Genomic DNA, 22,458 nt, shown 5'->3' with positions numbered 1-22,458 from the left:
TTGCATCGTCCGTTGGGACTAGTGATGTGCTGTCCGAATCGTCGGCATGCGCGGTTGCGCCGGACTTTATTTGCCGTCGAGAGCGGCCGGCTGGTGAACTTGTCGCTGCCCCTTCCTTGCATAGCCTGCCTGGTTTTGTCAGCATCCTTGATGTTGTTGTGGGCAGTTCAAAGAAACGATATGCATATCGGCGTAGTTTTTCCCCAATGCGAGATCGGCAGCGACACGGCAGCGATTCGCGCCTATGTCGAGACGGCGGAGGCGTTGGGGTTCCACCATGTCATCGCCATCGATCATGTCGTCGGCGCCAATCCTGCAAGTCGACCTGGCTGGAATGGACCCTATGATATCGACACCCAGTTTCGCGAACCGATGGTGCTGCTCTCCTTTATCGCGGGCATGACGCGCCACTTGGAGCTGGTGACGGGCGTCATGGTTTTGCCGCAGCGACAAACGGTACTGGTCGCCAAGCAGGCGGCCGAGTTGGACATGCTCTCTGAGCAGCGCTTTCGCCTGGGCGTCGGCACCGGTTGGAACGAAGTAGAATACGAGGCACTTGGAGCCGACTTTAAATCACGCGGTGCGGTCCTGGACGAGCAGATCGAGCTTTTACGCCTGATCTGGACGCAGCGAGCCGTGACCTACCAGACTCAGCATCATTGCATTACCGATGCCGGCATTGCGCCGCATCCCGCTCGCTCGGTTCCTATCTGGCTCGGCGGCGGCGGAGCCGGAGCACCCGATGGGGTATTGCGCCGCATCGCCAGAACAGCAGACGGTTGGTTGCCACCATTTCTACCCGATGCCGCCGGTGCCGAGCGTGTACAAAAGATGCGTACCTATTGCGCCGAACAGGGTCGGGATCCGACCAGCCTGGGGATCGAAGGCTATGTGGTGGCTGCACGCAGCGACACCCAGTGGCCGGGCTATGTCGAAGCATGGCGGCGTCTCGGGGCCACCCATGCCGTCTTGAACATGATGGACGACGGGCTGTCGGGATTGCAGGCGCATTGCCGGCGCCTGGAGGAATGCGCCGCCGTCTGCGGCCTGACACCCCGGTAAGGTCAGCCGCCGGAGGGGGTTACGCCGCTCGTCCATCCGGCGGCTTCTGTAGCCGCAGACATCCATACCATCATCGGCAGTCCGATATCCGTGCCGCTTTCAGGGATGGGGATTCCTGGAAGGGTTGCTGCGGTTCGCCGATAGATCAACCAGTGAGAAATCAACAAGGCTGATGACAAAAAAACGCCGCATCAGGCGATGATGCGGCGTCTGGAGTGGCCTGCGGCAGGCCGCGCATTCGACCGTCTGTTACGGCCTGGTGAGCAATGCGCGGGCTTGCCTGTGGTTCTGCCTTCGATCCTGTTCTTTATAGGGTGAGTGATATTTAGAACTCGTAGACGAAGTTCACCCCATAAGTACGGCGTTCCGACCAGGTCGCGGCCTGTGAGGTCCAGCCTGCCGGTGAATAATCCCCGGTCACCGAGTCAGGTAGCGGAATGGAGTTGCCCTGAGCGATGACTTCAGCCGGCCATTTTTGATTGTTCAGATTCTTGCCCCATAGATCGACGCGCAGTTTGGCCTGATTGGCAAGCTCGGTCCTCCAGACCAAACGTGCATCGAGCAGCCCGAAGGAGGGGCGTGAATACAGATCTCGACCCGGTACGGCAGGCCCTGCAGGAGAGGTAATGTAGGTCTTATCCTGCCAGCGATAATTCAGGACGGCCGTCAATGAATCGGTAGCCATATTCAGGAGGGTCCAGCTGAGCCCCGCATTGATGCTGTTTTCCGGCGCATACGGCATCACGAATACATCCTTGACGTTATCGCCGATCTGGTAGGGCGAATAGGGATTCACCGACGGATCGAAGATCGTGCCGGCCGGTGCTAGCACCCGATCGAACTTCGCATCGAGATAGCTGTAATCGAGGGTGAAGCTCAGTGCCTCGATCGGCTGCCAGAGTGCCTCCAGCTCAAGCCCCCTGACCGTGGCCTTGCCGGCATTGAGGGCTAGTACCACGGAAGGATCGGTCGGATTAGTGGTAAAGAACATCTGCATGTCGTCGAACTTGCTTTCGAACACCGCCGCATTCAGGCGGACGCGACGATCGAGCAGGTAGGACTTGAGGCCTAGTTCATAGACCAAAACCTTCTCGGGCTTATAGGCAAGTTCAGCGAATCGCCCGGCCTCCACCGCCTCGGACATGCCTCCCGACTTGTAGCCGGTGGCGATACGCAGATAGGAGCTGACATCGTCAGTCCAGGCGTAGTTGGCCGTGAAGGCCGGATTGAAACGGTTGTATTTCACCGAGTTTGAGTTGGCAACGCCGGGAGTGGGCTCCTCCCCAATCGGGAAACCGAAGAAAGTATCCAGCATTTGTCGCTCGGCCTGACGCTCATCCTTGGTGTAGCGGGCGCCGAAAGTAAGCGATAGGCGGTCGTCCAGTACCGGCGGTGTCCAGGTGAACTGGGCAAAGGCCGCCTTGGACTTGGAGTCACCCTCGACATAGCGATCCTTGACCAGAAGCAGCGGCGGCGGGAAGAGTTCCGTGATCGTCAGGTTCTCGAAGTGGCGTACGTGCTCATCGAAGTAATACAGGCCCGCGACATAGTCTATACGGCCGTCGAACAGGCTGCCCACCGCCTGCAGCTCCTCGGAGAACTGATGCGAGCGAATATCGTCGAAGGTGCGATAGCTGGTGAAAAAGGCATCGCCATAATCCTGATAATAGCCGACACTTATTTCCCGATAGCCGGTGAGCGATTTCAGCGTCAGCGCATCGTTGACGTTCCAGGCGAGCGTCAGGCCGTGCGCCTCGAACGTACCCTTACTCTCCTCCAGATCGAAAGGCCGGTAGGTGTGCGACTCCGGCTTGCCGCTGTCGCTGTATCCCGGAATCAATCCGACCAGGCCGGAGTTCGTATAGTAGGTCGGCGTCGAATCCAGATCGCCCCGCTCATAGAAGTAATCCGCCGTGACGGGTCCGCCCACATCCCAGCGCAGCGCCACACGTCCGGCAATCTGATCCTCCTCGCCGAAATCATGGCCGGTACCGAGGTTTTTCACATAGCCGTTCTGTTCACGCTTCAGGAAGGACAGCTTGGCGGACAGACCGTTCCACTTGGGCAGATCGAGCACCGAAAGACTTCGCAGCCGGCCCTTGTTGCCGAAGCCGAGTTCCTGCTTGAAACCGAATTCACCCGAGGGCTTCTTGCTGATCAGGTTCACCGCGCCGCCCGTGGTGTTGCGTCCGTACAAGGTACCCTGCGGGCCGCGTAGCACCTCCACGCGTTCGATGTCGGCAAGATCGAAGGTGATCAACTGCGGCCGGGAGATATAGAAGCCGTCCTGGTAAAGACCGACCGCGCTATCGACGGTCACCTGCATCGCATCCGATACACCTTGCCCCCGCATGTACAGGATGAAGGTGTTCGGTGAACTTGGATATTGCGTAAAGGTGATGGCGGGAGTAGTCGCCGCCACACCCTGATAGTCGGTGATACCACGGTCGGCGAGCTCTTCGGCCGAAATCGCCGTAATCGCGATCGGCGTATCCTGCAAAGATTCTTCGCGCCTTTGGGCAGTGACGATCACCTCCTGAATACCGCTGGCGGTGAACTGTTGCTGTTGAGCAACGGCTTCGTGACCGTAAAATCCCGCAATCGCCGCGCCGGCGGCAAGACCGGCCTGCAGGTTGCGTGACAGGATCTTCTTGTTCAGCATCGATCGATCTCCCTGAGCTAGGGGATGGCCAGAACTCCTACTTAGCGTAAGAGATAATATTATTCGGTAGTTACCTTACCACAGCGCTGATTGAGCTCGCTATAAAGACCCGTGGGAAAATACTCGCCGACGTGGCCGCCGAACATAGTGGTTTTGGCGGATGGGCCTTAAAATCCCGCCTCGTGAACCCTCGCATCGTAGCGATGACTTCTCTAGATCAGGCCGATGGTTTCATTGCTCCCTGAGGACCAAAACAGCTGCGGAAATGCCACAGCCGCTCATGGATGAAGGCACTCAAAAAATGACGCTGCCAGTATTCCGACAGGCGTCTCGCTCAATGCCTGGGTCAGTTCCTTCGGCCTATTGGTGGTGCTGGCCGTTTTGACCGGAATGGGTTTTGGTCTGCGGCGCTTCGAAGTCTGCATCAGGAAACGAAACGCCTGCCGAGTGCGGTCAGTCGCGCGCCTGCGTGCCGGATGAGCGCCAATAGTCATTGGCCGCGGCGATCGTCTGGAAATGAATCGCCACGACGCTCGATGCTGCAATGAGACTATCGGGGTCGCTTGCATAGACGCTGCGCAGATCGCGAAGGACCTCGGTGTCGGGCTGCGTCGCCCGAACACCCCGCCGGGCGAGCGTCGTGGCAAGCTCGAAGCCTTCCTGGGGAGTCTTCGTGATCAGTGATGCAAGCCAGGCCTGCTCGCTCTTGGCGGCAGAGTGCTCCTGGGCATTCGCCGGCAGCATGAAGACACACAAGCTGAAGGCCAGTGTCAGTGCCGAAATCGATTTGTTGGCTTGCATCATGAGATTCTCCTGGCGGCGCGATGATGCGCTGCGTTCGAGAGTAGGGCAGTAGGCGCTGGAATGCCATTAGGGAATGCGAATGCAGCGGCGACGGCATCCTCGGTAACGCCGTAGAGCGCAGCGAGATTCGCCGGCGTGGCGATGGCGACGGGAGCGCCGATACCGACCAGACCCCCCGGCGCGAGCAGGGCGATACGGTCGGCGACACGCAGGGCATGCTCCGGCTGGTGGGTGGACATCAGCACGCCGATTCCCTGGGTGCGCAGATGGTTGATGTGTTCCAGCACCCGGATCTGATTGCCGAAGTCGAGACTGGCGGTCGGTTCGTCCATCACCAGTAATACCGGTTGCTGTGCCAGGGCGCGTGCGATCAATACCAATTGGCGTTCGCCGCCGCTGATGCGGGTATAGATGCGCTGGCGCAGATGGCCGATCCCGAGCGCCGCGAGACAGTCCGCAGCGATTTGGCGGTCGTGTCGCGAAGGCACGGCGAACCGGCCGAGGCGGGCGGTGCGCGCCATCAGCACGATGTCCTCGGCAGTGAAGGCGAAGAGTCCGGCATGCGCCTGCGGCACATAGCCGACGTGACGGGCGAAGGCGGCTCGCGGCCAGCCGCAGACCGGTTCGTCGAGCACTCGTACCTCACCCGCCAGCGGCGCCAGCAGGCCGAGCAGGGTTTTGAACAGCGTCGTCTTGCCGCTGCCGTTGGGACCGAGCAGGCACAGCACCTCACCGGCGGCGACGGCAAACGAGATGTCCGTGCCGACGCAATGGTTGCGGTAGCCGATACTCAGCGCGCGCGCTTCGATTGCCGCCGCGGCGCTCATGATGGTATCCAGGACGTTGTGTGCTCAATATGGCGTCGCGCCTTCATGCCGTCTTTCCACCGCGAGCGAGCAGGAACAGGAAAAAGGGGGCACCGACCAAGGCGGTGAGGATACCCAGCGGCAGTTCCATGGACACGACGGTGCGTGCCAGGGTGTCGGTGATGACCAGGAAACCGGCACCCAGCAGCAGCGAGGCCGGCAGCAGGCGCGAGAAATCGGGGCCCACCAGCAAACGCGCGATATGCGGCACCACCAGGCCGATCCAGCCGACAATGCCGGCCAGCGAGACCGTGGCCGCGGTGCTCAGCGTGGCGGCGGTGACCAGGATCAGGCGCAGGCGGACGACATCGATGCCGAGCGCCGAGGCTTCCTCGTCGGCGAGGCTGAGCAGGTTCATGCGCCAGCGCAACAGTGCCATCGGCACCAGGCCGGCCAGCATGGCGGGTGCCGTTGCCGCAAGCTCGCTGCAGGTCACCGCGTTGAGGCCGCCGAGCAGCCAGAAGGTGATCGAGGCAAGCTGGGCGTAGGGGTCGGAGAGAATCTTGATCAGCGAGATACCGGCACCCAGCAGCGCGCTGATGGCGACGCCGGCCAGCACTAGGACCAGTACCGGGTCGTGTCGGCGCACCAGACTGGCGATCTGGTAGACGATACCGACGGCCGCCAGCCCGCCGACAAAGGCCAGGCCCTGCACGGCGGCCAGCGGCAGACTCAGGAAGATGCCGAGCGAGGCACCCAGTCCGGCGCCGGTCGATACGCCCAGGATGTCCGGCGACACCAGCGGATTGCGGAACATGCCTTGATAGGCGGCGCCGGCAGCGGCGAGCACGGCGCCGACGAGGAGGCCGGCGGCGATGCGCGGCAGGCGGATGTTCCAGATCACCGTTTCCACCGCCTGTGGCAGGCCGGAGTCCGTCCCGGCGAGGCGTCCAGCCAGCGCGCGCAGCAGATCGCTCGGCGATACCGGATATTTACCGACAGCGAAGGCCGTGGCGACGATCGTGGCGAGCAGCGCCGCGGCGACCAGCCAGAGCGATACGCGATGACGGGCCGGCATACTCAAGCGTCGCCTTCCAGCAGGCGATCGAATGCACTGGTCGCGAGATCGGTGCCGTAGAACAGCCGGTAGAATTCGTCGGTGTCGGTGCGCACGTCCTCGAGCGTGGGTGCAAAGGAGCGGCCGGCGTGCAGTCGCGCCAGCAGCCAGCACACGCCGATCAGGCGATTGATGCCCGGCGGCAGGTCGAGCCAGCCGAAGGGCGTGCTGGGTGCACAGTACACGCGCCCGGCGCGTACCGCCTCGAGCGCACGCCACAGCGGATCACGAAGCGCCCGACGGACAAAGTTACGGTCATGGGTGATGATCACATCCGGGTTCCAGGCCAATATCTGTTCCAGCGATACCCGTGCCAGACCGCCCCGGCCGGCGGCCGCGGCGACGTTGATGCCGGCGGCGGCGTCGATCACCTCCATGTTGATCGAACCCGCCAGTCCGGTTTCAAGGCCGTCGGCGCCGCGTCCGAAATAAACACGCGGGCGCTCGTTCGGCGTCAGTGCGGCACGTACCCGCGCGGCGCGAACAAGCGTATCGTCGGCCCAGGCCGCCAGGCGTTCACCGCGCGCAGCGACGCCGAGCAGCTGTCCGACTTCACGCAACTGCACCGGATGCTCGGCGAGGCGGCCCTGGATCAGCAGGCAGGGCAGGCCGGTCTGCTCCGCCAGCCGCCGCATGGCGGAGACATGGGTGGCATCGGTGCTGCCGACGTCGAGGATCAGGTCCGGCTTCAATTGCAGCAGGGTCTCGACCGACACGGTGCTGCCGCGTCCGCCGAGACGTCCTAGAAAGGGCCGGTCGCGCGCCGCCGGCGCAAGCCAGGAACGGGCCTCCTTGCCGAGTTGCAGCGGCCAGCCGAGCAGCTTCTCCGGCGCCAGGGCGTTGACCAGGATACCGGCCGGCGCGCCGGCAGCGAAGATGCGCGCCACGCGCTGCGACGGTGGTATCTCCCCGAAGGCGGCGGCGATGCCGGTACCCGCCGCCCTCGCCGTTCTTGCCGCTGTCGGTGAGGCAATGGCCGCCGACCACGAGGCAAGCGCCAGGGCTTGCAGGAAGTCACGCCGCCGCATGTTCACGCGGCGGCGAAGGGAAGGGTGGATTCGTCGAGCACGACGACCCGCCTCATGACCGGCCGCAGGGCCGGCAGCAGGATAACGGCGGATGTATTGACGGCTGCTTTCATGGTGAAATGTCGACGTACAAAGAGGCTGCCATCCGCCTGCCCCGGATCAGAACCGGTAGCTGGTGTTGGCGAACCACATGCGGCCGGGCTGCGGGAAGCCGTTGGAGAACGAGTAGTCCTTGTCGGCGGTGTTGTTGACGCCGGCTTCCAGGGTCAGCGCCTTCGTCGGCCGATAGGCGGCCTTCACGTTCAGCGTGGTGTAGTTGCCGAGCTGCACGGTGTTCGATACCCAGCGGTCGCTGTTGTTCTCGACGAAGGCGACGACATCGACGGCGTCGATGGGATGGTACAGGGCGTGCACCGTCAGCTTGCGTTTCGGCACGTCGAGGACCTTCGTTTCCGAATTGCTGACGTTCTCCGGATCGAGATAGGTGAAGTTGCCTCCCAGTTCGAGCTGCGACGACAGCTGCGCGCGCAGGCTGAGTTCGATGCCTGGATAGCGCACCTTGCCGACGTTGCGCCGCTGGCAGACGTTGGTGCCGGCGGTGCAGGGAGAATCCGGGTTGGGTGCCCAGTCCTGGATCTTGTCCTCGACCTCGCTGTAGAAGATCGCGGCTTCCGCCTTCGCGCCCCGCCAGAGCGTGCCCTGATAGCCGACCTCGTAGTTGATCGACTTTTCCGGTTGCAGGCCGGGGTTTTCGATGAACCTGCCGAAGTTCGCGTTATAGCGGTCCTGCAGCGACGGCAGGCGGGTCTTCCTGGCCACGGTGGCGTAGAAGCGCGTCTGCGCCGACCACTCGTAGAACAGGCCACCCTGCGCGTCGGTCGCCGACTTCGCGCTCGGCAGCGTCAGGCCCGCCACGTCGGATTTGTAGATCTCGTTCGGCTTCAACCGGTGGCGGCCGGCACCCAGCGAAATCAGCAGGTCGGGACGAATCTGGTAGTTGTTCTCGATCGCGTAGGAGACCAGTTCGTCCTCCATCCGGTCGTACCTGGTGGGGACGTAGGAGTCGTCGTCCTTGTCGTGGACGTCCTTCTTGTAGAAGGCGAACAGCCGCAGAGTGTTGTTGTCGATGCGGGTCGATTCCAGTTCGACCGAGCCGCCGGTGGTCTTGTCGTTGTAGACGCTGGGGCCGGTGCCCACGATCTGCGTGAAGGTCTCGTCCGTGTACATGTCGATCGCGTTGTCGAAGGTGTCGTGATACAGCCTGACCTTCAGCGTCTCCTGGTCACCGAGCGCGGTGCGCGTGTTCAAGTAGATGCTCTCCTTGTCCCAGTAGGGCCAGCGCCAGAATTGGTTGCCGCGCACGACGGCCGAGGGCGGCTGGCCCTTTTCGCCTTCCTGCCTGATGTAGCTGAGTGCGTATTCGTCGGTGTCGTTCGGCGTCAGACCGATCTTGAAGGAGGCCTTCTGGTCCTTCCGGTAGGAGTTGTTGCGCCGGCCGCCGTTCTCGGTCGTTGGGATCGTTGGTGGCACGACCTGGGGCGGCTCGTAATCGGAGGACATGCGGAACCAGTCGCTTTCCAGGTGCGATAGGCTCCCCTGGAGGTACCACAGGCCCTGGTTGGTGCCGGCATTGATTTGCGCCTGACGCTCGTTGCCCTCGCCGAAGCCGACCATGACATCGCCTTCGAAAGCTTCCGTCGGCTTGCGCGTGATGAGATTGATCACGCCGGACATGGCGTTGGGGCCGTAGGCCATCGAGGTGAAGCCCTTGGCGACCTGGATGCCCGCCAGATCCGCGGTGGTGAAGCGGCTCATGTCCACCGCGCCGTCGAAGGGGATGTAGACCGGGATGCCGTCGACATACAAGCCGACCTTGGTCGTTTCGAAACCGCGGATGGACACGCGTCGTTCGTTTTTCTGGCCGTGGGAAAGCGTGATGCCGGAGAGCAGGTTCAATGCGTCGGCGATCTGGATGCCCGCCAGATCCGCGGTGGTGAAGCGGCTCATGTCCACCGCGCCGTCGAAGGGGATGTAGACCGGGATGCCGTCGACATACAAGCCGACCTTGGTCGTTTCGAAACCGCGGATGGACACGCGTCGTTCGTTTTTCTGGCCGTGGGAAAGCGTGATGCCGGAGAGCAGGTTCAATGCGTCGGCGATGTTGTCGCGGTTGAACCGCCGCATTTCCTCGCGGGTCACGACCGCGCCCACCTGGTCCGCGCCGATTTCACCGATTTCGGTCGCCGTGTCGGTCACGACGATGGTGCCCAGCCTGAACGGCGTGGCGGTACTGGTCGGAACCGTGGTTTGCGCCTGGGCCGGCGAGCCTGCTGCCGTGGCCAGGAGGCTCGCCAGCAGGGTGATGGCCGGCGCCGGGATCGCGGCTGCTCGTCTGCACATGTTTATTTTCCTTGGTAATATTAGCTTGTATATAACGATAGGCCTGGCGATGGATAGGCCTGTCGATGGGCTTGTCGCGTACGCTTGTCTGTTCCGGCCTCAGGGTGTCGTGAAGAGCTTTCTCAAAGCCTTGTCCGGCAACTTCCAGAATGCGCAATCCAGAACACGCAATATATCATTGTATATAACGATTGATGTGATTTGAAGATGGTTATCGCCTGCGGATCAGCCGCCGGTGTCGGAGTAGCCCATGATGGCCTTGATTTCCAGGAACTCCTGCAGACCTTCCCGACCCCATTCACGGCCATTGCCGGACTGTTTGTAACCGCCGAAGGGTGCGTCGATATCGGTGGGGGCGCCGTTGAGATGCACCATGCCGACGCGCAGCCGGCGGGCAATGCGGCGCGCATGCTCCCGATCGCCGGAATACACATAGCCGGACAGTCCATAAATGGTGTCGTTCGCCATGCGGACGGCTTCCTCTTCATCCTGGTAGGGGATCATGACCAGGACCGGACCGAAGATCTCCTCACGCGCGATGGTCATGTCGTTACGCACATCGGCGAAGATTGTCGGCTTTACGAAATAGCCCTTTTCCAGGCCCTCCGGTCGTCCCAGGCCGCCGGCCACGAGCGTGGCGCCCTCATCGAGGCCTTGCTGCAACAGGCATTGAATCTTTTCGAACTGTCGCCGGTTCGATACCGGACCCATGGTGGTGCCGTCCGCCTTGGGGTTGCCTATGACGGGCTGGCCGGCGGCGGCTTTTGCAATCGCCACGGCTTTATCGTAGACCCTTGCGGGTACCAGCATGCGCGAAGGTGCGTTGCAGGACTGGCCGGTGTTGACCATCATCGCCCGCACGCCGTCCTTGACTGCAGCATCGAGGTCGGCGTCTTCCAGGATGATGTTCGCGGACTTTCCGCCCAGCTCCTGGGACACGCGCTTGACTGTATCGGCCGCGGCTTTGGCGACCTGCACCCCCGCGCGTGTCGACCCGGTGAACGACACCATATCGATGTCGGGATGGCGCGAGATGGCTGCGCCCACGGTGGTTCCCTCGCCATCGATCAGGTTGAATACGCCTTTCGGTACACCGGCTTCCACCAGGATTTCGGTGAACAGGTGCGCACTGATCGGGGCGATTTCGCTGGGCTTGAGCACGATGGTGCAACCGGCTGCCAGCGCGGCCGCCACCTTGCAGCTGATCTGATTGATGGGCCAGTTCCAGGGCGTGATCAAACCGCATACGCCGATCGGCTCGCGTCGTATCAGGGTCGAGCCGATGGATTCCTCGAACTCGAAATCCTTCAGTACAGCCAGTACGGCACCGAAATGGCCGAGTCCGCTTGCTGCCTGCGCGCGCAAGGCGAACCTCATCGGCGCTCCCATTTCATCCGAGATCGCGGCGGCCATTTCCTGCGTGCGGGCCCGATACGCTTCGATGATGCGCTCGAACAGCTCGATGCGCTCCTCGCGCGTCGTTTGCTGCCAGGTTGCAAAGGCGGTTCGGCCCGCGCGGACTGCCGCATCCACATCTTCGGGGGTGCCCAGCAGGATCTTGCCGATGGCGGTCTCCGTCGCCGGGTCGATAAGCGGGTGTTCCCGCCGACCGGCGGGGACGACCCAGGCGCCGTCGATAAAGAATTTTCGAAGATCGTACATGGCGCTTCTGCCCCGACCGTGGATATTCGATAATGGATCGAACGAATCATTTACATCGTATCGGCATGTTACGCGCTTGAGGATACGCACGCACACGCGTGTAGGACATTCCCCGAAACGGCCGGACGCGCGGCCTGTGCCACAGTTTTCCCGTGCGAAGGCGAGCATGGTTGGACCACGCCTGGGGCACGCGAACGAACAAACTCACACGACGCCGTCCAATGACCGCTGCTGCAAGTCTTTCGCCCATCCCGCCGGCCCTGGATGCCGTATTGGACACCCTGGGTAAGCTTCTCGGGTACGGAGTGCTCATCGTCGACGCAGGCGATCCGCGGCGGCCGATTCTGTATGCCAATCACTGTTTCATTGAACTCACCGGACATGAGATCAAAGGTGCCTCGGATCGCCGTGTGGCCCGGTTCATCACTCTGCCCGCCGACCCGAAATTGAATCGCGAATTCCAGAAGGCATTGAAGACGGGCCGGTCCTTCGTGGGGGACTGGCCGATCGATCACAAGAGCGGCACGGCCTTCCTGGGGCGCATTCGCCTGTGTCATTTGCAGAATACGTTCCCGCAGGAGGCCGCCCCGGAGGAAGATCTGTCTCCGGGACATATTCTGGTCACCCTGGAAAATCTGTCCAGGGACCGGAGGGATGCGAAGGATGTCGAGCAGCGCTGGGAGCGGGCCGTGCGCGGTACCTCCGATGGGCTGTACGACTGGGATCTGCACAGCGGCCACGTCTGGTACGCGCAGCGATTTCGCGCCATCCTCGGCTACGACGCCCAGGAATTTCCCGACACGTTCCTGGCTTTCCAGAATGTACTTCACGAGGATGATCGAGTCTTGGTACTAGGCAAGATTCGCGCGCACCTGGAAAGCCGCACCCGCCTGGACATCCGCTGCCGGGTGATCACGCGCCAGGGGGAGATTCGCTGGTGCCGGCTGCGGGGGGAGGCCGAGCGTGATGCGGGCGGGCGGCCCATACGCCTGTCGGGAGCCCTGAGCGACATCAGTGAACAGATCGATGCGCAGGAGGCGTTGCATCGCAGTCAGGACTTCTACGGCACCATCCTGGATTCGCTGCCCCTGCTGATCCTCTATCTATGTCGCGAGGAGCGGGTCGTGTATGTGAATCGTCCGGCGCAGGAGTTTGCCGGGCGCTCCCTGGGGAGCCTGCGTGGCCGTGCGATCGTCGAGGTGCTGGGCCAGCGTATCCATGCGCAACTGAAGCCGTATCTCGGCGGGGCGCTGCAAGGACAGGTGATGGAAAGCCAGCAGCGCTACCGCAATGCGCTCGGCTATCTCATCGATCTGGAGGCGTCCTTCATCCCGCATTACGGCGATGCGGGTGAAATCCTGGGCTGCTTCATCGCCGCACGCGATCTGACCGAGCGACGGCAACTGGAGGCCGAACTGCGGCAGAGCCAGAAAATGGAGGCCGTCGGACGTCTGACGGGCGGCATTGCTCATGACTTCAATAATCTGCTGTCGGTGATCATCGGCAACATGCAGCTGCTGGCACGCTCATTGCGTGAAAGTCCGCGCCTGTTGCGCCAGGCGGATACCGCCTTGAGCGCCGCCATGCGAGGCGCCAATCTGACCCGACGCCTGCTGGCATTCGCGCGCCAACAAGTCCTGGAGCCCCGGGTCGTCGATTTGAATCTGCTCATCGGCGGCATGTGCGAATTACTGCGGCGCACGCTCACCGGGGACGTGGAAATCGCCAGCGACCTGAGGACGCCGCTCTGGACGATCCGAGTGGATCCGGGGCAGATGGAGAACGCGGTGCTCAACCTGGTGCTCAACGCCCGCGATGCCATGCCGGCCGGGGGTATCATCTCGATCACGACGCGCAACAGGGTCATAGGCGGCGTGCGCGCCGCCCAGGAAAACATCGCGGCACCGGCAGAGACAGTCCAGGAGTCGATGCCGTCCGAGCTGGTGCCGGGCGATTACGTCATGCTGGAGGTGAGGGATGGCGGCATGGGCATGTCCGAGGAAACACTCAAGCGCGTATTCGAACCGTTCTTTACGACCAAGGATGTCGGCAAGGGCAGCGGCCTGGGCTTGTCCATGGTGTATGGCTTCGTGAAGCAGTCCGGCGGACACATACAGATCCGCAGCCAGTTGGGAGAAGGAACGAGCGCCTGCCTGTATTTGCCCAGGGCACATGAAGATGCGCCGTGCGTCGAGGCGCAGGAAGGTCAGGAACCCGATCTGCCGCGAGGTACGGAAACCATTCTGGTGGTCGAGGACAACGCCGCGGTTCGGGCGACTGCCGTGGACATCCTGAGCAGCCTCGGCTACCGCGTGCTCGAGGCCGGCAACGCCCATGAGGCGCTGGCATGCTTTGAACGGGACACGGATATCGCCCTGGTGTTCTCGGACATCATGTTGCCGGGCGGGGTTCTGGGGTCCCAATTGGTGGATGAGATCATGGCTAGACATGCGGATGTCCGCGTATTGTTGACGTCCGGATTCAGCGAAACTTCGGTCATGAGCCGGGGCATCCTGGTTGGGGTCATCGATTTGCTGGCGAAACCTTACACGCTGGAAGAGCTGGCGCGGCGTGTCCGCGACAGCTTGGACGGCAAGAAAAAGGAGGTCTGAGGGTGTTTTGGCGGGAACGGAATTTATTGCTGGCAGTGGACGACGAAGCCGGCTTCCTGGAGTTGATCGAACAAATCGGCCAGGGCATCGGTTGCGAGGTGATCACGGCCGATACGGCAGCAAGCTTCCGTGACCAGCTGACACGTCGCCAGCCGGCGTTGATTCTGTTGGATCTGCAAATGCCGGGAATGGACGGTATAGAGGCGTTGCGCTATCTGGCGCGCCTGGGTATCGGCAGCGGCATCCTGCTGGCCAGCGGCATGGACCAGCGCGTGCTGGCCAGCGCCCGTCAGCTGGGGGATTCCCTTGGATTGCGTATGCTCGGGACGCTGCAGAAACCGGCGATGCTCGATGAAATCGAGAGCTTGCTGACGACCCATCTCGAGCCGGGCGCGCGGATTTCCGCGGAAGAGTTGCGCAGTGCGATCGATGAGCACGAACTGCTGGTGCACTACCAGCCCAAGCTGCGGCGTGCGGGAAAAGATTGGCTGGTGGGCGCCGCGGAGGCGCTGGTGCGCTGGCGCCATCCCCGCTTGGGCCTGCTGTATCCGGCTGAATTCCTGGCGTTGGCGGAACAGTCGGGGTTGATCGTCGACATGACGGATTTCGTCCTGGCGGATGCGATCCGACAGATCGGTCAGTGGCGCAAGCAGAAACTGCATTTGGCCGCGGCCGTCAATCTTTCGCCACGGCTGGTTCAGGATCTGGAATTTCCTGATCGGCTGGTCCGCATACTCACGGAGTTCGACGTTCCATCGGCGCAGTTGATGCTGGAAGTCACCGAGGCGGCGTCGCTGGATGATCCCGAATTGGTGATGGACATCTTCACGCGCCTGCGTGTAAAGGGAGTCGGCCTGTCGTTGGACGATTTCGGTGTCGGCCTGTCATCGCTGACGCAGCTATACAAGATGCCGTTCAGCGAGGTGAAAATCGATGGAGAGCTGATTGCCGAAATCGCCGGCAGCAAACCGGCAGCTGCGGTGGTGCGCGCCATCGTCGATCTGGCGCACAACTTGTCGCTGACGGTCTGTGCGGAAGGCGTGGAGAATGCCCAGACCTTCGATTTCCTGGATCAATGCGGTTGCGATGCTCTGCAAGGAGAGTATATCGCCAAGGCGATGCCGGCTGCAGAGATGGAATCGTTCATCGGCGTGTGGAACGACGGACGTCACCGTTCCTGATTCGCCGGATCCGGACTGCAGGGGCCGGCGGCGGCGCCATGCGGGGCGAGGGCGGCACCCTACATGCCGCGGCGGGCCAGCTCCTTGGTTCGGCGTAGCATCTGCAGCGGTGCCGACAATGCGATGCGCGTTCCCTTGCCTGGCTCCTCGAAGGTGATCGTGCCGCCGAGCATGCGGGCGCGGTACTCCATGATTTTCAGTCCCATTCCCGGTGCGCCCCGAGCAAGGGCGGTGCTCAGCCCGATACCGTCATCGGTGATGATCAGGTGAAGCCGGCGCGCCGTATAGCGTAATTCGATGGAAATCGCGCGCGCGCGTGCATGGCGCGCCGCATTCGTGGTGGCCTCCTGCGCAATTCGATACAAGTGGGTTGCCGCGCTTTCCTCCAGTTCCGGCAGCTTGAGGGCGCCGTTGTCGAAAGTGCAGGACAGGTTGTAGATGTCGGAGCAATGTTCCGCCAGTAGTTTCAGTGCTTCAGGCAGTCCGCCGTGTTCGAGGTTGACCGGTGTCAGGCCGCGGGCCAGAGAGCGCGTGCTCTGGATGGCTTGTGCCAGCAGACCGCTGATCTTGGTGATTTGCGCAAGATATTGCGGCGATTCCCGCGAGACCTGCATTTCCAGACCCTTGACCAGCAGTGACAAGCCCGTCAACTCCTGACCCAATCCGTCGTGCAGATCGCTACCGAGACGGCGTTGTTCCCGGTTGGAGATCTCCAGGATCTCCTGCTCCAGGACCTTGCGTGCCGTGACATCCTGAATCGTGGCGACCAGCCCGGAAACGCTCTTTTGATCACGCAGCGGCATCAGGGTCAGCGTGTACCAAATCATGGACCCATTCGGCGCGATCCGCGCACGCTCCTGGTCGATGAGCGGACGCGCCGTGCGCATGCTGTCGGCGGCCAGTGCTTCGATCTCTTCCGTATCCTCATCTTTCCAGATTTCCGACAACCGGCGTCCCAGTATGTCGCCGGCTTTGCAGGGCGCCAACTTCAGCAAGGCAGCGTTGATTACGGTCAGGCGGTTGTCGGCGTCCACCGCGTAGATGATCTGGGGTAGATTGTCGATGAGCGTACCGAGCAAGATGCGCTGCTCCTCCAACGCCGTTTCGGCCAGACGTCGTTCGCGGCGTTCGCGCGCCTCCGTCAGGGCGCGTTTGACCACGGCAGGGAGTCGTTGCAGTCGATCCTTCAGCACATAGTCGGTGGCGCCGCTCTTCAGGGCCTCGATCGCCCGCTCCTCGCCCAATGAGCCGGAAACGAATATGAACGGTACGTCCCGGCAGCGTTCCATGGCGATTTTCAATGCAGCCAGTCCGTCGAATCCCGGCAGCGTGTAGTCGGCGAGTACCAGATCGGGAGGAGGCGCATCGAGCGCCTTGCGGAAATCGCCCTCGGACACGGCGTGCAGCCACTCGACCGCGAGCCCGTTCCTGGCAAGTTCGAACCGGATCAACTCGGCGTCGCTCGAATCATCCTCGAGCAGTACGAAACGCAAATGTACTGTCATATCCTCATCCATCGGCGTCGATCCTGCTTCCTGTTTCGGGCGGGTATGCCGGTGCCTTGAGGAAAAAGCGGAAAATCGCCGCGATCGGACCCTTGTGCATGTGCGGGTGATAACCCAATATCGAAAGTTCGTTGCGTCGATCAAGCATGGGGGGTCCTGCTCGCGGCGCACGATGAAGCTAGCGGAGCGCGCGCGGTGTCGGAACAGACGCGGGTCGTGATCATCGACGACCATCCCTTCGTACGGGAGGGTTTGAAGCAGATTCTGACCGGACAGAAGGACTTCATGCTGGTTGCAGAGGCGTCGTCGATCGCGGATGCACGTTTGATGATTTCCTCTCGAACTCCGGACGTTGCCGTAGTAGACCTGGCCCTGGGTCCCGACGACGGCAGCGAACTCGTACGCTGGCTTCGTGCCAGCCACCCCGACGTGCGCATCCTGGTGTTGTCGATGCAGGATGAAGCGCTGTACGCCGAAAACCTGCTGCGGCTAGGTGTCGGCGGCTATGTGATGAAGAGCGTCGCCGGCGCAGACTTCCTGGCGGCGCTGCGCAAGGTGGCCCGTGGCCAGCGGCATGTCAGCGCGTCGATGAGCGAGCGCCTGCTGAGCCGGCTCGTGCGCGGCCGGACACCGGGCAAACAGGAGGATCCGGTTTCGGCGCTGACCGAGCGCGAACGGGAAGTGTTCCATCTGATCGGCGCCGGAACCAGCACCCGAGAGATTTCCCAACGCCTCAATCTGTCCATGAAGACGGTCGATGCACATCGGCGCCACATGCGCGAGAAGCTCAATTTACGTTCGACCAGCGAGCTGATCCGCTACGCTACCCGCTGGGTCAGCGAATATGCAAGTTCCATGCTCGTGCCACCATAGCACAGGCCTGCAGGGAGGAGAACGGCAGGACCGACGACGCATGGCTGGAAAGATTATGGTACGGATTTCAAGGACATCCCGGATCCCGCCGGCGGCATTGCGGCCGCCCCGGCAACAGGCGCGGGTGCCGATATTAGGGGATTGTCTGATATTCCTCTGCGGGGCTGCTCGACGACCATTTCGTCGCCGTTACGGCGGTTCCGCTCATGCGGCCGGCCAAGCCTATCGAAAACCGGCCGGGCGAAGGCCGGCCGGACAGAAGAGCGCAGTCGAGGAGTGCGCGGCCTGTACGGCTGCACTCGTGTGGCAGCAGGGGTAAGGTGTTTATTGTCACGGTTCTACCACCGGATTCTCACTAGGAGTACTTTAAAATGAATGTCGGGTCTTCTTTATCCAAGACCACACATCGCCCGCCGGCCGGGATGAGCAGCAGCCGCAAGCGGCGCGTGCTGATCGTCGATGATCATCCCATCGTGCGCCAGGGGCTGAGGCGTCTCATCGAGGCGGAAGCCGACCTGGAAGTCTGCGGCGAATCCGAAACAGCCCGCGAAGCCAAATCGCTGATTCGCGAGCTGGAGCCGGACGCGGTCATCGTCGATGTCTCCCTGAAGCAGGGTGACGGATTGGAACTGGTGAAAGACGCCCGGGCGCATTATCCCTCGCTGCCCTTGCTGGTCCTGTCGATGCATGATGAGGCGATCTATGCCGAGCGGATGCTGTCTGCCGGCGCCAATGGCTACATCATGAAACAGGCCGCCTCCGACCAGTTTCTGGTTGCTCTGCGGCGCGTACTGGAGGGCGGCATTTATGTCAGTGAAGCGGTCGGCAACAGCATGATCGAGAAGTTCGCCTCCGGCGGCGCGTATATCTCCTCCAATCCGGTGGACAGTCTGACGAATCGCGAACTGCAGGTGCTGCACATGATCGGCAAGGGACTGTCCACGCGGCAGACGGCCGAGGCCCTCAACTTAAGCGTAAAAACCGTCGAGTCGCATCGCCAGCGCATCAAGCGCAAGCTGTCGCTGCGCACCTCCGCGCAGCTGATGCAGTATGCCGTGAATTGGTATGCGGGGCGCGAACCGACCCAGAATGCCTGAGGGTACGGTGAGAGCGCGCTGAGCGGCACGGCCATGCGCGAGTAGTATGTCTGAACTGCTTACAACGACCGGCGCCTATCCAGCCACCACTTTCCTGATCGGGCTGATACTTGCCGGCGTGCCGGCTCTTTATCTGTTCGTAACGTCCAGGAGAGCGCATCGGCGACTGCGCGAACATGCCGAACGGCTGAGCATGCATCGGCGCAATCAGTCGATCGTCGAGGGCTCCGGAGAAGGATTGCTGGAACTCGATAGTGCCGGGATGGTGCTTTACGCCAACCCGGCAGCCGCAAAAATGCTGGGCTACAGCCCGGAAGAACTGCCGGGCCTGGACTATCGGATCCTGATCGATACCCACGAGGATGAGGATACGCGTGATCCGGTGCGCAAGACGCGCCACACCACCGATATGATGCGCGGCGTCGGCGCGCTGCTCAGGCGCAAGAACGGACAATATCGGCCGGTGGAGTACCGTATCCTGCCGGTCACGGAGCGGGGTGTGTCGGTCGGTACGATCCTGGTGTTCCGCGATGTCACGGAACGCGTGCGCCTGGATCATTTGCTCAAGGACTTGCAGATGACCGCGCGCATCGGCGGTTGGGAATACGATGTCCAGAGCGGGAACACCCATTGGACGGAGGCGCTGTACGCCATCTGCGGCCTGTCGCTGGATCATCCGGTCAAATTCGACTCGTTGCGGGAACGATTCGATCGTGCGGAGCAGGACCGGCTCGATGCCGCGGTGAAGAAGGCCATGGACAGCGGCGCGGAAACCGACATGCATCTGCCGTTCATGCGTGCAAGCGGCCGGCAATATTGGGCCCGCGTAATCATCAAGGGAGAGCGGCGCGGCCGACAGACAGTGCGTCTGCATGGTACGGTGCAGGATGTCACGGATCTGGTCGTGGCCGAACGTCAGCTGCGGGAAACGCGCGATTTTTTCGAGTTGACGTTGAACGCGGTCCCCATCCCCATCGATTATGTAGATCGGGATTTCATCGTAACCTATGCAAATCGCGCTCTGGAGGAGTGGCTGGGCCGGCCGCGCTCCGAACTGATCGGTAGATCGGCGTGCGACGTGCTGGATGCGGAGTCGGTCGCAAAGATCCGACCGCATCTGCCGACGGTGTTTCGCGGCGAGACGGTGTACATGCGCCAATCCGGCATGCGCAACGAGGTCATCTGCGAATGGGAGAATCACCTGGTGCCGCAGCTCGACACGCATGGCGTCGTCATGGGATTCTTTCATATCGTCTATGATCTGACCGAACAGAAGCGGCTGGAAGCGCATCTGCTGCAATCGCAGAAAATGGAGGCAATCGGCCAATTGACCGGCGGAATTGCCCACGACTTCAACAATCTGCTCGGTATCGTCATCGGTAATCTGCAGCTGCTGGAGCGTAGCGTGGCGCAGACTCCGGCCTTGGCCCGCAAAGTGCACACGGCTATGAGGGCCGCAGTACGGGGGGCTGACCTGACGCGCCGGCTGCTGGCATTCGCGCGGCGTGAGATCCTCGATCCGGCCGTGCTCGATCTCAATCGGCAGCTGTCGGGTCTGTCCGAACTGATGCAACGCACCTTGGGTGATTCGATCGAGGTGCGCATGGATCAGGCGCCCGGGCTGTGGCATACGCAGGCGGATGCCGGACAGTTCGAAAATGCGATCCTGAATCTGGCGATCAACGCCCGTGACGCCATGCCCCAGGGGGGACGTCTGACTGTACGAACCGAGAATACGACGCTGGATGCGCTGTTCTGTGCCGACCATCCGCGGGTAGAGCCCGGTGAATTCGTTTCGATCAGTGTCAGCGACACCGGTATCGGCATCGATCGAGAAGTGCTGCAGCGCGTCTTCGAGCCGTTTTTCACGACCAAGGAGTCCGGCAAGGGCAGCGGCCTGGGGCTGGCCATGGTGCATGGTTTTGCCGAACAAGCCGGAGGCGTCGCGACGATAGAGAGCCTCCCGGGTGCCGGTACCACCGTGAGAATATTGTTGCCGCGCTGCCATGAAGAACATCTGGATTACGTAGATACGATCGTCACGAAGATCGCCCCCGGCGGCACCGAGACCATCCTGGTCGTGGAGGATGATGCGGATTTGCGCGAAACGGCGGCGACGGCGCTGGGGCAACTGGGCTATCGAACGCTGACGGCCGCCAATGCGGCGGCGGCGCTGCGCATACTGTCGCGCGAAGATGAGATCATCGATCTGTTGTTTACGGATGTGATGATGCCCGGCGGAATGCTGGGACCGGCCCTGGCGAAACGGGCCCGGGAACTGCGGCCGAAGATCGGCGTGCTGTTCACCACGGGTTATGCAGAAAATGCCGTGCTCGCGGGTACAGTCGAGCTGATATCGGCCGATATCATCATCAAACCTTATCGCAATGAGGATCTGGCCATGCGTATTCGCCATGTGCTCGATCGGGAGATGCATGTTGCCTGAACAAGCCAACAAGCTGCTGGTGATCGACGATCAGCCCGATCTTTGCGAGTTCATTTCGGAAGTGGCCATCGGTCTGGGTTATGAAACCTGTGTGGTGACCGAACCGGAGGCTTTTCGCCGCGCCGTGCAGGAATTTCTCCCGACCGTGGTGGTCATGGATCTGCAGATGCCGGGTACCGACGGCATCGAATTGCTGCGTTATCTGAGCGAACGCGGCAGCAAGGCGCAGATCCTGGTGGCCAGCGGCATGGATCAGCGCGTGCTGGCGACGGCACAAAAAATAGGGCAGGCGCAAGGGCTGCATATGCTGGGTGCATTGCAAAAACCGATCCTGCTGGCCGATCTGGAAGCATTGCTGGGCCGCTGCCTCCTCACTGCCGCACCGATCGATCCGGAGTCGCTGGTTGCCGCGTTGTCGCGGCGCGAGATCCATGTGTACTACCAGCCGAAGGCCACGCGCATCGCACCGAACCGCTGGATCATCGAAGGAGTCGAAGCGCTGGCGCGCTGGCAGCATCCCACGCTGGATATGATTTCTCCGGCGCAGTTCATTCCCTTGGCCGAGAAGCATGGTCTGATACGTACGCTGACGGAGCAGGTTCTGGAAACAGCATTATCGCAGTGCCGTGCCTGGGACGCTGCGGGGCTCTCTCTGTCGGTTGCAATCAATCTATCGCCCCAGCTGCTGAACGATCGCTCATTTCCGGATCAGGTGGCGCGCATGACGGATCAGGCCGGCGCCGATCCGCGGCGGATCATTTTCGAAGTGACCGAAAGCGCCGCCATGTCCGATCCGGATACGACCATGGACGTCCTTACGCGTATGCGCGTGAAAAACTTCGGCCTGTCGATCGATGATTTCGGCACCGGCTATTCTTCCTTGAAGCAGCTGTACCTGATGCCGTTCAGCGAGCTGAAGATCGATACCTCATTCGTGCGTGACGTGTTTTCCCATGAGGATGCACGCACCATGGTGGAAACCATGGTGCTTCTGGCGCATAAGCTGCGCCTGACCGCCTGTGCCGAAGGGGTAGAGTCCCAGGAGGTGCTGGATTTCCTGGACGCGGTCGGCTGTGACCGTGCACAGGGCTATTTCATCGGCCGGCCCATGACGGGAAATGCGCTGGCGGCATGCACGCGGGAATGGAACGCATTGTATGGATCGATGGGGACGGTTCACAGTGCGTGACCGGTACCCGTCGG

The 22,458-nt window shown here is 61.9% G+C and carries 15 protein-coding genes; 7 read left to right on the top strand and 8 right to left on the bottom strand.

Translation table 11 applies throughout. The features are described from left to right. The first annotated feature begins 180 nt into the window (after positions 1-180). Positions 181-1,062 (top strand): LLM class F420-dependent oxidoreductase, encoded by an 882-nt coding sequence (locus tag ACG33_RS12960; protein ID WP_066921810.1) that lies wholly within the window; start codon positions 181-183, stop codon positions 1,060-1,062. Between the two features lie 325 nt (positions 1,063-1,387). On the opposite strand, the gene ACG33_RS12955 is transcribed toward ACG33_RS12960, so the two are convergent. The 7 genes from ACG33_RS12955 to ACG33_RS12920 all read right to left on the bottom strand — a co-directional run bounded on the left by ACG33_RS12955 (position 1,388) and on the right by ACG33_RS12920 (position 11,541). Then, positions 1,388-3,724: a TonB-dependent receptor gene (locus ACG33_RS12955; protein WP_066921807.1), complete on the bottom strand. Its 2,337-nt coding sequence runs from the start codon at positions 3,722-3,724 to the stop codon at positions 1,388-1,390. Positions 3,725-4,177: 453 nt separating this feature from the next. After that, positions 4,178-4,468 carry a hexameric tyrosine-coordinated heme protein gene (locus ACG33_RS12950; RefSeq protein WP_066923411.1) on the bottom strand — a complete coding sequence of 97 codons (291 nt, stop codon included), beginning with the start codon at positions 4,466-4,468 and terminating at the stop codon, positions 4,178-4,180. Positions 4,469-4,524: 56 nt separating this feature from the next. Next, positions 4,525-5,355, bottom strand: coding sequence for an ABC transporter ATP-binding protein (locus tag ACG33_RS12945; protein WP_066921805.1), 831 nt, complete (start codon positions 5,353-5,355; stop codon positions 4,525-4,527). Between the two features lie 43 nt (positions 5,356-5,398). Next, positions 5,399-6,412: a FecCD family ABC transporter permease gene (locus tag ACG33_RS12940; protein ID WP_066921803.1), complete on the bottom strand. Its 1,014-nt coding sequence runs from the start codon at positions 6,410-6,412 to the stop codon at positions 5,399-5,401. 2 nt (positions 6,413-6,414) lie between these two features. Further along, the gene (locus ACG33_RS12935; RefSeq protein ID WP_066921801.1) at positions 6,415-7,479 is read right to left on the bottom strand and encodes an ABC transporter substrate-binding protein; all 1,065 of its coding nucleotides are present in this window, start codon (positions 7,477-7,479) and stop codon (positions 6,415-6,417) included. Positions 7,480-7,638: 159 nt separating this feature from the next. Next, entirely contained in the window at positions 7,639-9,879 is a 2,241-nt protein-coding gene (locus ACG33_RS12930) for a TonB-dependent receptor domain-containing protein (protein WP_066921799.1), read from the bottom strand. Positions 9,880-10,104: 225 nt separating this feature from the next. Continuing rightward, a complete protein-coding gene (locus ACG33_RS12920) occupies positions 10,105-11,541 on the bottom strand; it encodes an aldehyde dehydrogenase family protein (protein WP_066921795.1) in 1,437 nt (478 codons plus the stop codon). A 221-nt stretch (positions 11,542-11,762) separates the two neighbouring features. On the opposite strand from ACG33_RS12920, the gene ACG33_RS12915 reads away from it, so the two are divergent. Both ACG33_RS12915 and ACG33_RS12910 read left to right on the top strand, forming a co-directional pair. After that, positions 11,763-14,153: a hybrid sensor histidine kinase/response regulator gene (locus ACG33_RS12915; RefSeq protein WP_066921793.1), complete on the top strand. Its 2,391-nt coding sequence runs from the start codon at positions 11,763-11,765 to the stop codon at positions 14,151-14,153. A gap of 2 nt (positions 14,154-14,155) precedes the next feature. Beyond that, on the top strand, positions 14,156-15,334 hold the full coding sequence (locus ACG33_RS12910; protein WP_083536923.1) for an EAL domain-containing response regulator: 1,179 nt from the start codon (positions 14,156-14,158) through the stop codon (positions 15,332-15,334). Positions 15,335-15,393: 59 nt separating this feature from the next. Here ACG33_RS12910 and ACG33_RS12905 read toward each other — a convergent pair whose 3' ends face one another. Then, the gene (locus ACG33_RS12905; protein WP_168160095.1) at positions 15,394-16,839 is read right to left on the bottom strand and encodes a hybrid sensor histidine kinase/response regulator; all 1,446 of its coding nucleotides are present in this window, start codon (positions 16,837-16,839) and stop codon (positions 15,394-15,396) included. Positions 16,840-17,034: 195 nt separating this feature from the next. Here ACG33_RS12905 and ACG33_RS12900 point away from each other — a divergent pair, with 195 nt between their 5' ends. The 4 genes from ACG33_RS12900 to ACG33_RS12885 all read left to right on the top strand — a co-directional run bounded on the left by ACG33_RS12900 (position 17,035) and on the right by ACG33_RS12885 (position 22,444). Next, entirely contained in the window at positions 17,035-17,712 is a 678-nt protein-coding gene (locus ACG33_RS12900) for a response regulator (RefSeq protein ID WP_066921787.1), read from the top strand. Between the two features lie 371 nt (positions 17,713-18,083). Further along, positions 18,084-18,809 carry a response regulator gene (locus tag ACG33_RS12895; protein WP_210399073.1) on the top strand — a complete coding sequence of 242 codons (726 nt, stop codon included), beginning with the start codon at positions 18,084-18,086 and terminating at the stop codon, positions 18,807-18,809. Positions 18,810-18,855: 46 nt separating this feature from the next. Further along, on the top strand, positions 18,856-21,255 hold the full coding sequence (locus ACG33_RS12890; protein WP_066921783.1) for a hybrid sensor histidine kinase/response regulator: 2,400 nt from the start codon (positions 18,856-18,858) through the stop codon (positions 21,253-21,255). Next, on the top strand, positions 21,245-22,444 hold the full coding sequence (locus ACG33_RS12885; protein WP_066921781.1) for an EAL domain-containing response regulator: 1,200 nt from the start codon (positions 21,245-21,247) through the stop codon (positions 22,442-22,444). The genes ACG33_RS12890 and ACG33_RS12885 overlap by 11 nt, the downstream gene beginning before the upstream one ends. Positions 22,445-22,458: the final 14 nt, after the last annotated feature.

Source organism: Steroidobacter denitrificans, assembly GCF_001579945.1.
In the GTDB taxonomy this organism is placed as follows: domain Bacteria; phylum Pseudomonadota; class Gammaproteobacteria; order Steroidobacterales; family Steroidobacteraceae; genus Steroidobacter; species Steroidobacter denitrificans.
This window is presented reverse-complemented; position numbering and strand designations above follow the sequence as displayed.